At 67.3% G+C, this 13193-nt stretch carries 13 protein-coding genes; 6 read left to right on the top strand and 7 right to left on the bottom strand.

The genetic code is table 11. From position 1 onward, the window contains the following. The first annotated feature begins 52 nt into the window (after positions 1–52). From ACODS0_RS08565 to bufB, 5 genes are all read left to right on the top strand, one after another. The gene (locus ACODS0_RS08565; protein WP_218300792.1) at positions 53–757 is read left to right on the top strand and encodes a riboflavin synthase subunit alpha; all 705 of its coding nucleotides are present in this window, start codon (positions 53–55) and stop codon (positions 755–757) included. Between the two features lie 22 nt (positions 758–779). After that, positions 780–1280, top strand: a complete 501-nt coding sequence (locus ACODS0_RS08560) for a GNAT family N-acetyltransferase (RefSeq protein WP_488834264.1) — start codon at positions 780–782, stop codon at positions 1278–1280. A 35-nt stretch (positions 1281–1315) separates the two neighbouring features. Continuing rightward, entirely contained in the window at positions 1316–1804 is a 489-nt protein-coding gene (locus tag ACODS0_RS08555) for an NUDIX hydrolase (RefSeq protein ID WP_121422951.1), read from the top strand. Positions 1805–1950: 146 nt separating this feature from the next. Continuing rightward, positions 1951–2244 (top strand): BufA2 family periplasmic bufferin-type metallophore, encoded by a 294-nt coding sequence (gene bufA2 / locus ACODS0_RS08550; RefSeq protein WP_121508129.1) that lies wholly within the window; start codon positions 1951–1953, stop codon positions 2242–2244. 152 nt (positions 2245–2396) lie between these two features. Beyond that, positions 2397–4058: an MNIO family bufferin maturase gene (gene bufB / locus ACODS0_RS08545; RefSeq protein WP_488834260.1), complete on the top strand. Its 1662-nt coding sequence runs from the start codon at positions 2397–2399 to the stop codon at positions 4056–4058. Positions 4059–4126: 68 nt separating this feature from the next. On the opposite strand, the gene ACODS0_RS08540 is transcribed toward bufB, so the two are convergent. Both ACODS0_RS08540 and ACODS0_RS08535 read right to left on the bottom strand, forming a co-directional pair. After that, positions 4127–5125, bottom strand: a complete 999-nt coding sequence (locus tag ACODS0_RS08540) for a Bug family tripartite tricarboxylate transporter substrate binding protein (RefSeq protein WP_121508130.1) — start codon at positions 5123–5125, stop codon at positions 4127–4129. 21 nt (positions 5126–5146) lie between these two features. Next, positions 5147–6031 carry an N-formylglutamate amidohydrolase gene (locus ACODS0_RS08535; protein ID WP_488834258.1) on the bottom strand — a complete coding sequence of 295 codons (885 nt, stop codon included), beginning with the start codon at positions 6029–6031 and terminating at the stop codon, positions 5147–5149. A gap of 106 nt (positions 6032–6137) precedes the next feature. On the opposite strand from ACODS0_RS08535, the gene ACODS0_RS08530 reads away from it, so the two are divergent. Next, positions 6138–7082, top strand: coding sequence for a LysR substrate-binding domain-containing protein (locus ACODS0_RS08530; protein ID WP_488834256.1), 945 nt, complete (start codon positions 6138–6140; stop codon positions 7080–7082). 44 nt (positions 7083–7126) lie between these two features. Here ACODS0_RS08530 and ACODS0_RS08525 read toward each other — a convergent pair whose 3' ends face one another. From ACODS0_RS08525 to ACODS0_RS08505, 5 genes are all read right to left on the bottom strand, one after another. Continuing rightward, a complete protein-coding gene (locus ACODS0_RS08525) occupies positions 7127–8101 on the bottom strand; it encodes a Bug family tripartite tricarboxylate transporter substrate binding protein (protein WP_431151260.1) in 975 nt (324 codons plus the stop codon). 40 nt (positions 8102–8141) lie between these two features. Continuing rightward, positions 8142–9323, bottom strand: a complete 1182-nt coding sequence (tcuB, locus tag ACODS0_RS08520; RefSeq protein ID WP_488834253.1) for a tricarballylate utilization 4Fe-4S protein TcuB — start codon at positions 9321–9323, stop codon at positions 8142–8144. Further along, positions 9310–10776, bottom strand: a complete 1467-nt coding sequence (gene tcuA, locus ACODS0_RS08515) for an FAD-dependent tricarballylate dehydrogenase TcuA (protein WP_431151258.1) — start codon at positions 10774–10776, stop codon at positions 9310–9312. Before tcuA ends, tcuB begins: the two co-directional genes overlap by 14 nt. A 285-nt stretch (positions 10777–11061) precedes the next feature. Beyond that, positions 11062–12045, bottom strand: a complete 984-nt coding sequence (locus tag ACODS0_RS08510; protein ID WP_488834250.1) for a LysR family transcriptional regulator — start codon at positions 12043–12045, stop codon at positions 11062–11064. 220 nt (positions 12046–12265) lie between these two features. Continuing rightward, on the bottom strand, positions 12266–13093 hold the full coding sequence (locus tag ACODS0_RS08505) for an IclR family transcriptional regulator (RefSeq protein WP_228897139.1): 828 nt from the start codon (positions 13091–13093) through the stop codon (positions 12266–12268). Positions 13094–13193: the final 100 nt, after the last annotated feature.

Raw genomic sequence — 13193 nt, 5'->3', positions numbered from 1 at the left:
CGGGTGGCAAAATTCCCGGTTCCCCTTCCAACGCTCCACAAGCCGCGCCACCATGTTCACAGGCATCGTCCAAGCCACGGCAGGCATTGCCGCCATCCACGACCGCGCAGGGCTGCGCACGTTCACGCTCGATTTCCCCGAGGGCTTCTGCCAGGACCTGGCCATTGGCGCCAGCGTGGCCACCGACGGCGTGTGCCTCACGGTCACCGAGATCCTGTCGCCCACGCGGGCCAACTTCGACGTGATGCTGCAGAGCCTGAACATCACCACGCTGGGCAGCTACGGCCAGGGCGACCGCGTGAACGTGGAGCGCGCGGCCAAGGACGGTGCCGAGATTGGCGGCCACCCGCTGTCGGGCCATGTGGACTTCACCGGCACGCTCATCGAGCGGCGCGAGTTCGACAACAACCTGGTGTGGCGCGTGGCCGTGCCCGAGGCGTTTCGCCGCTACATCTTTGCCAAGGGCTACATCGCCATCCACGGGGCCAGCCTCACGGTGGCCGAGGTGAACCGGCAGGAGGGCTGGTTCGAGATCTGGATGATTCCCGAAACACGCCGTGCCACGGTGTTTGAAGCCAAGAAGGTAGGCGACCGCCTGAATATCGAGATCGAGCGCAGCACCCAGGTCGTGGTGGACACCGTGCGCGAGGCCGTGCAGGAGAGCCTGGGCCGCCTGCAGCCCGTGCTGGAGGCGCTGCTGAAGGAAAAGGGCTTGTCGCTCGACGACTTCGTGCAGGCGCCCGTGCTGCCGCACTGATTGATCAAAACCAAGCTCACTCATGTCCGTGGTGGTGCGCCCGCTGGCGCTGAGCGATCTGGCCGGCCTGCTGACCGTGCAACTGGCCTGTTATGGCGAGGGGTTTGTGGAGAGCGGCGAGGTGTTTGCCCGCCGCCTCGCCAGCCCTGCCAATTGCTCGCTGGTGCTGGAGCGCGGCGGCTCGGTGTGCGCCTACCTGGCGGCCTACCGCAGCGTGCGCGGCAAGGTCACCCCGCTGCACGGCGACTTTGAGGCCGTGGCCCTACACGACACGCTGTACCTGCACGACATGGCCGTGCTCCCTGCCCATGCGGGGCAAGGCCTGGCCCATGCGTTGCTGCAGCCCCTGTGGGCGCAGGCCCGTGCAGAAGGGCTGCGGCACAGCGCGCTGGTCTCGGTGCAGGGCTCGCAGGCCTACTGGCAGCGGCAGGGCTATGCGCTGCACCCCTTGCAGGACGCCACCCAGCAGGCCCGCCTGGCCAGCTACGGCGAAGGCGCCGTGTACATGGCGCGCACGCTGTAGGCTTGGCGTCACCGCCCCTCGTCATAATGCGCGCCATGCCCCACCGCTGGAAACCCAACGTCACCGTGGCCGCCCTCATCGAGCGCGACGGCCGCTTTCTGCTGGTCGAGGAAGAAACCACCGACGGCCTCAAGCTCAACAACCCCGCCGGCCACCTGGACCCGGGCGAATCGCCCATCCAGGCCTGTGCCCGCGAGGTGCTGGAAGAAACCGCGCACGACTTCGAGCCCACGGCGCTGATCGGCGTGTACCTCAACCGCTTCACCAAGACGCGCACGGGCGACGACATCACCTACATGCGCTTTGCGTTTGCGGGCTCGCTGGGCACGCACCACGACTGGCGCACGCTCGACACCGGCATCGTGCGCACGCTGTGGCTCACGGCCGATGAGATCCGCGCCTGCCCCGAGCGCCATCGCAGCCCCCTGCTGCTGCGCTGCCTGGAGGACTACCTGGCGGGCCAGCGGTTTCCGCTGACGCTGGTGCACACCGACATTTCGGTGACCGAACCTTCTGCGCAATAACGCCGAGGCACCACGCAAAAAAGTTTTTGGACTGCATGTAACCCGCAGCGTGCGGGGGACGAATTACCAGGCAGAGAGCGCGGCACGGTGCAGCGCGATCTAACCACCTGATTACTCATCCCTTAACGCCTACGGAGTTACCCGCCATGCTGTCCACGAACACCAAGACCACTGCATCTTTCGCCCTGTCTGCCGCGCTGCTGGCACTGGCATCCACCAGCTTTGCAGCCGACGCGCCCAAGGGCTCCAAAGGCGCCGCCATCGGCGCCAACGACAAGGTGCACTGCTACAACGTGCACGACTGCAAGGGCAATAGCGACTGCTCCACGGCCGAGCACAGCTGCAAGGGCCAGAACGCTTGCAAGGGCCACGGCTTCAAGGCCAAGACCGCGGCCCAGTGCCTGATGGAGAAGGGCACCATCGGCGACATCAAGGGATAAGGCAACAAGCCCCCCTGAGGCGCTGCGCTCCATCCCCCCAGGGGGACACCGCCAGCGCGGCGGGGCGGCCCTTGCGCGGCGGTGCTGGCATTAGGGCGTGCCAGTCTCGGCGATCCTGCCCAGTGCCCGCACTTTGATACCTTGATTTCGCCATGGCACATGACCTCATCGCTACGCGCGGCACCGGCTTTGGCCTGGGGCTGCGCACGCAGCACTACGCCGATTTCCTGGCGCGCAAGCAGCCACTGGACTGGCTGGAAATCATCACCGACAACTACCTCATCGACGGTGGAAAACCTCTGGCGGTGATCGATGCCATCCGGCGCGACTACCCCGTGGCCATGCATGGCGTGGCCATGTCCATCGGTGCGTCGCAGGGTGTGGATGTGCCGTATCTGCAACGCGTGAAGGCGCTGGCCGACCGTATCGAGCCGCTGTGGGTGTCCGACCACCTGTGCTGGACGGGCCCTGGCCCCGAGCAGTTGCACGACCTGTACCCGCTGCCCTACACCGACGAATCTGCACGGCATGTGATCGCACAGATCCGTCGCGCACAGGATGTGCTCGGACGCAGGCTGGTGCTGGAGAACGTGTCGAGCTATATCCGCTACCGGCATGACAGCGCGAGCGAGTGGCAGTTTCTGGCCCACATTGCGCAAGAGGCCGACTGCCTGTTGCTGGTGGATGTGAACAACATCTACGTGAGCAGCGTGAACCATGGATTCGACCCACTGACCTATCTGCATGCCCTGCCCGCGCACCGGGTGCAGCAAATTCACCTGGCTGGGCACAGCGACAACGGCGACCACATCATCGACACGCACGACCACCCGGTGGCGCAGCCGGTGTGGGACCTGTACGCACAGGCCTGCCAGCGTTTTGGCGCTGTGGCCGCGATGATCGAGCGCGACGACCACATCCCGCCGCTGGCCGAGCTGCTGGATGAAATGGCCATCGCCCGGCGCGTTGCCGCGGAGCACGTGGCCCCACCCGAGCCTGTCGCGATCACCTCCATCACCCTGGCCCCCACGGCAGACCTGACTGGGTTGGCTGCGGTGCAGCGCCACTTTGCCGACCGCGTGCTGGCGAATGCGCTGCCGCCCGAAATGCCCGAAGACCTCATCACAGGTCGCCTGCCCATCTACCACCATGCCTACCGCGCCCGGCTGGCCGAGGTGCTGGCCGACACCTATGCCAAGACTTGCCTCTACATGGGGTCAGACACCTTCGAGGCCCATGCGCGCGACTACGCCGTGGCCCATCCGCCGCGCACGCGCAGCCTGAACCGCTATGGCGAAGGCCTGGTGGGCACGCTGCGCGCGGCGTACCCCGACAACCCTGAGCTGCATGAACTGGCCCAGCTCGACTGGGATCTGCGCACCCGCTTTGACAGTGCCGATGTGCCGACCTTGGAGACTGCGGCTGCTCAGGCGTCGGACACCTGGACCACCCGCCCTGGTGTACTGCACCCCAGCGCCTTGCTGCGCGCGATCATGACGAACGTTGTGGGGGTGTGGAACGCCATCCATACCGACGACGACGTGCCCGAGGCCGTGGCCCTGCCTGCACCGGCCACGCTGCTGGTCTGGCGCAAAGGCCACCAGCCGCACTTTCGCACGCTCGACGCGGCCGAGGCCGCCTGGGTGCAAGCGCTGCACGCCGGTGCCTCGGTGCACGACGCCTGCGCGGCGCTGCTGGGCAGCGGCCTGTGGCAAGGCGACCCCACCGTGCTCGGCGGCTGGCTTGCGCAGTTGCTGAATGATGGGCTGGTGCGAGCGGATGGGTCAGTTGAAGGCGATGTTCCAACGTACTGATGGCTTGCCCACATGCGCACGAGGTCGGGGATATGTTTCGCCCATTCCGCACGGATGGGGAGTGGGCACTATTGATCCACGGAGATCTTGTGGGTCTTCACGATGTTCTTGTAAAAACCGATGCGCTGCTGAATCTCCTTGCGAAACTCTGCGGGCTTCACGGTATCAGGCAGCATAGCGCCGCGGTCATTCCATGCCCTTTGTGTTTGCGGATCACGCAACACGGTACGCATCGCTTCGTAGAGCTGCGCAACGATGGATTCCGGCGTTTTTGCAGGTGCGGCAAGACCTGTCCAGGAAGTCAGGTTCAGCTCCGGCAACTTCAGCTCGTCGAAGGTCGGGACATCCGGCAGTTGGGGAGCGCGGATTGGCGATGCCACCGCCAGAGCGCGCAGGCGACCGTTCTGAGCCATGCTGAGGTTGGAGGACAGGTTGTTCCAGGTCATGTGCACCTGGCCCGCCTGCAGGTCGGTCAGCGCGGGGCCAGCGCCCCTGTAGGGGATGTGGGTGATGGACAGCCCCAGCTTGGCCTTGAGCAGCTCCATGCTCAGGTACGCCAGCGAGCCATTGCCCGAGGAGGCGTAGTTCAGCTTGCCCGGGTTCTCCTTCACGTATTTCACGAACTCGGCGAAGTTCTTCACGGGCAGGCCGGGGGTGATCAAGAGCACATTGGCCAGGCGATCAATCAGCGTGATGGGGGCGAAGTCATTGACCGCGTCGTAGGGCAGACTGGCCGACAGGGCGGGGTTGATCACATGCGTGGTCTGCGAGGTGACGATCAGCGTGTAGCCATCGGGCTGGGCCTTGGCCACCTGCGTGGTGCCGATGGTGCCGCCAGCGCCCCCTTTGTTTTCCACAATCACGGGCTGCCCCAGCACTCGGCCCAGCCTGTCGGCTATCGCCCGGCCGGAGTTGTCTACGGCGCCTCCGGGCGGAAACGGCACCACCAGCGTGATCGGACGTGTGGGATAGCGGTCGGGCGCCTGGGCCAGTGCCGGCAGGGCAATGGCGCTCGTCACGGCGCTGGTCGATGCGATAAAACGGCGGCGGTTCATGGGGGTGGGCATGGTGGGTCCTCTTGGTTGAAATCAGGCGTTGTCCAGGCAAGCGCTGCGGATATGGGCGGCCATCTCGTGCAGCAGGTCGGTGATGTCCGCGCGCACGCGGTTGGCGTGTGGCAGCGGCTCCCGCGTCTGCTCGTTCAGGTAGATGGCCCGGTTGATCTCGATCTGCAGGCTTTCATGACCCCGCGAAGGCGCCCCGAACCGGCGCAGCAGCTCCTGGCCTGCATAGGGGTCGTTGATGGCCACGCAGTAGCCGCGGCGGCGGAAAGCTTCGGCCACGCGCTGGGTGAATGCGCTGCTGCAGCTGCGACCGTTCAGGTCGCCCAGCACCACGTCGGCCAGCGGGCCGGGCGCCACGCGGCCCAGCCGCTCGTAGGCGTTGCTGGGCATGGAATGCAAGTTCAGGTGCCAACGCGGGCCACGCTGGGCGGCGGCCTCCAGTGCGTGCGCCAGCGCATGTTGGTATGGGCGCCAGTAGTGGGTGATGCGGTGCGCAACCTCCTGGGCCGACAGGCGGCGCGCGTAGATGGGCTGGTGCGTGGGGGTGTGGCTGGGAACCAGCCCCATGCCCAGCTCCAAAGTGCGGGCGGTAGGGGCGGTATTGCCGGGCCAGGCATCGGCCAGCATGGCGGGGTCGATGTCGTGCTCATGGCGGTTCGGGTCGATGTAGCTGCGCGCAAAAGTGGCGTGCACCAGCGTGCCGCCCACACGCGGCACGGCGTCCCACAGCCAGTGCACATGGGTGTCTTCGCACTTGCGCAGATCGGCGGTGGAGACGGCATAGCCAAAGTCGGGCGGATAGTCGGTGCCGCTGTGCGGAGAGTCGCAGACCAAAGGGATGGCGGCATCGGTGGCGGGCAGGAGCACCTGGACGGGCGCGGCGGGGAGAAGGGCTTCGGGTAGCTGCATGGTTCTCGGGAATCAAAGGGGGTCAGATGGGCGAAGCGTAGGGAGTCAGGTGCCTGCGGGCAAACGACAATTTGATCTGCGCTGATAACCGGATGTAATCACCACCATGCAGTTCAAGTCCCCCTCGCTGCCCGAGTTGCACGCCTTTCTTGCGGTCTGCCAGCTGGGCAGTTTTCGACAGGCGGCGGGTGTGCTGTTCGTGACCCAGGCGGCTGTCAGCCGGGCAGTGCAGCGGCTGGAGCAGCGACTGGAATGCACGCTGCTGGACCGCTCCGGCCCCCGGGTGCTACCCACGGCGCGGGGCCGCGAATTCCAGCAATTGGTGGAGGCCCATGTGGCAGGCCTGGAGACCGCCGTGAGCCGGTTCGGGGTGCGTGCTTCAAAGCGTCGGCTGCGGGTCAGCGTAGTACCGACCCTGGCCACCCGCTGGCTGGTCCCACGGCTGGGCCAGTTCCACACGCTGCACCCGGACATCGAGATCGAGCTGCGGCCGTTCCACCACGATGAGAGCTTCACGCGCGACGACGTGGACCTGTGGGTCAATGTGAAGCGCCCCGGGCGCGCTTGGCCGCGCGGCATCCGTGCACGCTACTTGGCGGGGCGGGAGATCGTGCCCGCTTGCACCCCGGCGCTGGCGGCCAAGCTGCGCCAACCGCGTGATCTGCTCAAGGCAACGCTGCTGCAGCACATCAACTTTCCCGGCAATTGGGCGCTGTGGCTGCAAAAGGCCGCAGGGATAGACCTAGCCCCCGTACTGGGCCCGGGGTTTGATCTGGGCAACAACCTGATCGTTGCAGCCTGTGCGGGCATGGGGGTCACGGTGATCCAGCCCATGCTGATCGAAGCCGAACTGGCGTCGGGCCAGCTGGTGTTGACCTTCAGCCCGGCCGTGAACACGGACCGGGGCTATTACCTGTGCAGCCGTGCAGCACTGGCCGAGAACGAAGCGGTCGCGCAGTTCACACGCTGGCTGCTGGGTGAGGCCCAGGCCAGCAGCGAACGGGCCGGCTTTTCTGCACGCGGCAGCGCGGCGCGCAAGAAGATGGCCTGAACTGCATGGTGCGGCGGGGGCACCGCTTTCCCGCAGAGGCCAGCTCAGTCCGCCGTGAGCTTGCGCTCCTTGATGATGGCAGCCCACTGGGTCGACTCCTTCTTCATGAAGGTGGTGAGTTCGGCGCGTGAGGTGGGCTGGGGCGTCAGGCCGTGCTTGTTCAGTGCGTCCTTCACGGCCGGGTCGTTGAGCACCTTGACGATCTCCTGGTTCCAGCGCTCCAGCAGCGGCACCGGCGTTTTGCCCGGCGCCACAAACGCATACCAGTTGAGCGCCTCAAAGCCCGGAAAGCCCGATTCCGCCACGGTGGGGATATTGGGCAGATAGGCCGGCCGCGTGAGACCCGTGGTGGCCAGCGGGATCAGCCTGCCCGTTTCGATGTGCGGCAGGGCCGTGGGTGGGGCTGCAAAGTAGGAGGTGATGCGCTCGCCCAGCAAATCCTGCAAGGCGGGTGCCCCACCTTTGTAGGGCACGTGGGTCATGTCGATGCCCGCCCGCTGGTTGAAAAGCTCGCCCGCCAGGTGCGATGCCGAGCCCGCGCCCGTGGAGGCAAAGTCAACGCTGCCAGGCTTCTTCTTGGACAGCTGCACAAACTCTGCCAGCGTCTTTGCGCCTGCAGCCTTGTGCACGACCAGCACGTTGGGGAAGTTCACGCCGCCTGAGATCGCCGCCAGGTCCTTGAACGGGTCGTAGGTGAGTTTCATCAAGTGCGGCGCAATGGTGAGCGGGCCCACCGAGCCGAACAGCAGCACCGTGCCGTCGGGTGCCGCATTGGCCACGAACTGGTGCGCGATATTGCCGCCGGCGCCACCCTTGTTGTCCACCACCACCGACTGGCCGATGTTCTCACCCAGCTTCTTGGCAATCAGTCGCGCCGCCGCGTCGGCTGCACCGCCCGCGGCAAAGCCCACGACGAGCGTGACGGGCTTCTTGGGCGGAAAGTCTTGCGCAGCAGCGCCGAACGCCAGGGGGGCGGTCGCCAGCGCCAGGGCGCAGTGCAGCAGGGTGCGTTTTTTCATGGGTGTCTCCTTCATCGTGGGTGGTGTATGGATCGTTGGCTCAGTCGGCGCTCAAACCGATGGGGTGGGGCTGGCGCTTTTCCACCGCGTGGCGCAGCAGCGCAGCGGTGCGGAAAATGCCGTGCGCAAACTTGCCGTAGGGCATGGTGGCGAACAGCGCCATCACCGCGCCCAGGTGCAGGCACAGCAGCAGCGGCAGGCCTGCGGTGCCACGCGCGGCCCACAAGGCCAGGCCGCTGGTGGCGGTGAGGAACAGCAGGGCGATGAAGGCGCGGTCCATGGGCTTTTGTGCGGCATCGCCGTGTTGCGGGTGGCGGCGCAGATTCAGCCGCCACAGGCCGGCCGTGCCAATCGCCAGGCTGATGCCGCCCACGCCGCCCAGCAGCTTGGGCAGGCTGGGCAGGTCGTACGGTGCAGGCGCGCCAAGCAGGTAGTGGTACAGCGTGGCCACGCTGGTGGCCGCAAAACACAGCATGAATCCGTAGAACGTGAGGTGGTGCATGCGCCTGCGCGACAAGGTGTAGGCGTCGTCCTCGTTGTGGCAGCCGTCGCCGTGGCCGCCGTCCAGGTACTTCAGGCGCAGCACGGCATCGGTGGCCTCGGCCGTGGCGGGCGCGCTCAGCGGTGCGCCGCTGGTGGCGGGTGTGATATCGCGCCAGAAACGGCGCACGCCCAGGCCCAGCGCCAGCACGGCGAACAGAAAGACGGGCGCGAACAGTCCCACCAGCAGGTTGTGCGGGAAGATGCCGTAGAAGCCGCCCACAGGGGCCTGCCACAGCGCGGCGATTCCTCGCCCATGCAGTGCCACGGCCAGCAACAGGAACAGCGTGAGCCCGGCCACCAGTGCCAGGGCCAGGGTCAAGCCGTTGCGCTGGTACAGCTGGCCCAGCGCGGGTGGCCAGGCGTAGTCGGCGTAGGTCTGGCCACGCACCTGGGCCATGGCCTGCGGAATGTTCACCGCAAACTCATGCGGCGGCGCGTACTGGCAGGCGTGCAGGCAGGCACCGCAGTTGTGGCACAGGTTGGCGATGAAGTGGATGTCGGCCTTGCCAAACTTCAGCCGCCGCGTCATGGCCGGGAACACGGCGCAAAAGCCTTCGCAGTAGCGGCAGGCGTTGCAGATCTGCAGCTGGCGCGCCACCTCGGTTTCGGGCGCAGACAGCACGATGTCGCCATTTGCCAGCGCCCGGGCGTCGCGCGTCAGGGCCTCAAGCGTTTGCATGGTTTGCTCCTTGTTTTGTAGCGTTTGAGGCATGTGCGACTGGCGCTACCGGCCGTTTGGAGGCCAAAGCTGCCTGCGTGCCCGCAATGCGGCCAAACGCAGTGCCAATGCTCATGCCCACCCCGGCGGTGTACCCCTTGCCCAGCACGTTGCCCGCCATCATTTCGCCCGCCACAAACAGGTTGGGGCTGGGCACGTTGCCAAAGCGCACGGCGGCGGTGTCGTCGGTGTGCAGGCCGAGGTACGTGAAGGTGACGCCGGGCTTGAGCGCGTAGCCGTAGAACGGCCCGATGTCGATGGGCCGGGCCCAGTGTGTCTTGGCGGGCGCCACGCCTTCGGTGTGGCAGTCGTCCAGCGTGGTGTGGTCAAACTGGCCCACGCGGCAGGCGGCGTTGTAGTCGTTGAGCGTGCGCATGAAGGTGTCCACGGGCAGGTCGAGCTTTTGCGCCAGCTCGGGCAGGGTGTCGGCCTTCACGCCCGGGAACACGGGCGGCATGAAGCGGCCAATGGCCTTGCTGTCGATGATGGAGTAGCCGATCTGCCCCGGCTGCTGCGCCACCAGGCGGCCCCAGATGGCATAGCGCTTAGGCCAGAAGTCCTCGCCCTCGTCGTAGAAGCGCTCGCCATTGCGGTTGACCACCACGCCCAGCGACACGCAGTCGATGCGCGTGCAGATGCCGCCGTCGTACAGCGGCGCGCGCGCGTCGATGGCCACCATGTGTGCCTGCGTGGGGTCGCCAATGCGGTCCGCGCCATGGTCTTCAAGCAGGTGCTTGAGCAGCACCCCCTTGTTGTAGGCCGTGCCGCGGATCAGGAAGTTGTCGGCCGGCCACTCGCCGCGCTCGTTCTGGCCCCAGGCTTCGCGCAGCCATTCGCGGTTCGATTCGAAGCCGCCAGCGGCCAGCACGCAGCTTTTGGCGGCAATGCGCTCGCCGTTGGCCAGGTGGGCGGCGACGAAGCGGCGGCCGTCCATCTCGATGCGGTCCACGAGCGCCTCGTAGCGGATCTGCACGCCCAGCTGCTCCGCGCTGCGGTAGTAGGCATTGACCAGCGCCTTGCCGCCACCCATGAAGAACGCGTTGGTGCGTGCCACATGCAGCGTGCCTGCCAGCGCGGGCTGAAAGTGCACGCCGTGGCGGCGCATCCAGGGGCGGCAGGTGCTCGACTCGCGGATCACCAGGCGCGCCAGGTGTTCGTTGGTCAGCCCGCCCGTCACCTTGAGCAGGTCTTGCCAGAACTCTTCCTCGGGGTAGGCATCGACCAGCACGTCCTGCGGCGCATCGTGCATGCAGCGCAGGTTGCGCGTGTGGGCCGAGTTGCCGCCGCGCCAGGCGCGCGGGGCGGATTCGAGCAGCAGCACGCTGGCGCCCGCCTCGCGTGCCATCAGGGCGGCGCACAGGGCGGCATTGCCGCCACCGATGACCAGCACATCGACCACAGCATCGCCGCTCATGGCCGGTGGCTCCCGGCGGTGCGCTGCGCGCGGGGGAATGAAGAGGGGGGTGTGGGACCCATGGGGTGTCTCCTGGCGTGGTTGCCGTGTCGTTCATCGGGGTGATGGCGACTGTAGGGAGACACAGGCCCGCCGTGCAGCGGGTTCAGGTCATGGGGGTATCACGGATCGTGATGGCTGCGATGAGGCACGGCGGGTGTTACGCCGGGCTCTTCCACCGCACCGAGGGCGGTGTCCCCCTTCCCATCGCGCAGCGATGAGAGAAGGGGGAAGCGGCGCAGCCGCTCAGGGGGATGTGCCTATCCATGTCGTGCCAAACCACTGGCCGCTCGTCACCAATTCACGCACGCAGTCCGTCAGCACCACCCGCGCGGCCAGCGCAGCGGGCGAGAGCTCTTCGTCGGGCAGGCTGCACAGCAGGTTGACGCGGCGCGCGGGCGCGTCGGTGAGGCGTGCGCACTGAAAGCGCTCGGCCGCATCGGGGTAGCGGCCCATGGCAGCCCAGGGCTGCACGGTGGAGCCCAGGCCCGCGTCCACGGCGGCCATCACCATGGCGAGCGAGTCCACCTCCAGCACCACGTGCGGCGCCACGCGGTCGCGGGCAAAGGCGGTGTCCAGCGTGCTGCGCAGGCCGTGTGGGCCAGTGGGCAGGATCAGCGGCTCTTGCACCAGCTCGGCGACGGTGATGGTTTCCGGCAGCTGCCGGCCACGGGGGTTGCAGGGGCCCTCCCGTCGGTCACGGGCGCAGATGAGGAACAGGTCTTCCTCCAGCAGCGGCGCCATGTCCCAGCGGCGCGCGCCGGTAGCCTGCTGCGCCTGGTGCAGGCGCGTGTCGAACAGCACGGCCAGGTCCAGCTCGCGCGCATGCAGCATGGCCGTGAGGTGGCCCGACATGCTCTCCACCATGTGCAGCCGCACGTCGGGGTAGCGTGTGCGCATGGCCTGCATCAGTGGCAGGCCGAGTACGCCCGAAGTGGTGGGCGCCAGCCCCACGGTGACGGTGCCCGACAGCCGCGCCTGCTGCGCCGCGCGCACGGCCTGGTCGGCATGGCGCAGGGTGAGCTGCGCCTCGCGAAAGAACGCCAGCCCTGCCTCTGTGGGCGTGACGCCGCGCGGCGTGCGCTGCAGCAGGCGGGTGGCCAGCTCGCTCTCCAGCCGGGTGATTTGCTGGCTCAGCGCGGACTGCACCACGTCCAGGTCCAGCGCAGCGCGGCTCATGGAGCCTTGCTCCACCACACGCACGAAATAGCGCAGTTGTCTCAGTTCCATGGGCGTGCCTCAGGGTGCGTGGCGTGACTCGGATGCAGGGCGGTCAACAGGGTGGAGGAAATGCAGGGGAAGCATTGGTTTGAAGCCAAATTGCCATCTGGCGCTGGTCCATTCATCGCTGAGAGCTATCATTTTTATAGTAATTGCTTCGGTGGCGTTCGCGGCGTCGGCTGGCTGGCATCGTCCGTCTGCGGCTTGCCAGAGTGTGCCGCAGACCCGCTCAGATGCCATTGGGCAGGTGCGCCGCCAGCGCCTCGCGCATCCAGCGCGCGATGAGCTGCTGGCGGTCGCGCGGCATGCGGTCCACGGTCGATGCCACGCTGATCGCCGCCACGGGTTCGCCCGCCGCGTTGCGCACGGCCATGCCAGCCGCCAGCACGCCCTGCGTGGCGTGGTTGCCCACCACCGACCAGCCGCGCTCGCGCGTGGCGCGCACCAGGATCTGCAGGCGCTCGGGCGTCATGCCGCCGTAGCGCGGCAGATCTTGCGCGTTGGCGTCGATGCAGGCCTGCATCTCGGCATCGGGCAGTGCCGCCAGCAACGCCAGGCCCGCGGCGCCCACGCCCAGCGGCTGGCGCGTGCCCACCTGGATCACCAGGATCTGCACCGGGTGCGTGCCCACATGGCGTGCAATGCAGTGCGAGGTGGGGCCTTCGCGCACGATGGCAAAGGCTGCGTCACCACAGGCGCGGCTTACTCGCTCCAGCACAGGCGCCAGGCGCACGGCCAGGTTGGGCTGGCCCGGGGGCTCGGCCAGGGCGGCCAGGCGCGGGCCCGCCACGTAGCGAAAGCGCCCGCGCTGCGCCACGTAGCCGCTCTCCATCAGCGTGGCGAGCAGCCGGTACACGGGGGCCCGCTCCAGCGCGGCGGCGCGGCACAGGTCCACCACGCGCGCGCCGTCGCGGCCATGGGCCAGAACGGCGTCCAGCACCTGCAGGCCGCGCCGCAGCGTGCGGCTGCCGTGGTCGTCGGCCGGTTCGTCTGCCGTGTGCGCACTCACACGTTCGTCCGGCAGCCGGACGTTTGAATTCGCAGGTCGGGAGGGCATGGGAAAGAATTTGTTCGTCAACGCAACCAGTGCGCAGTGTGCCGCAGAGCACGCAGCAGGGCGCCACGACGGCATTTTTCCAAGAACCACCGGAGACAGA

The organism is Acidovorax sp. FG60, assembly GCF_057808995.1.
The sequence above is the reverse complement of the archived record's forward strand: the minus strand, read 5'-3'. Positions and strand labels throughout refer to the sequence as shown.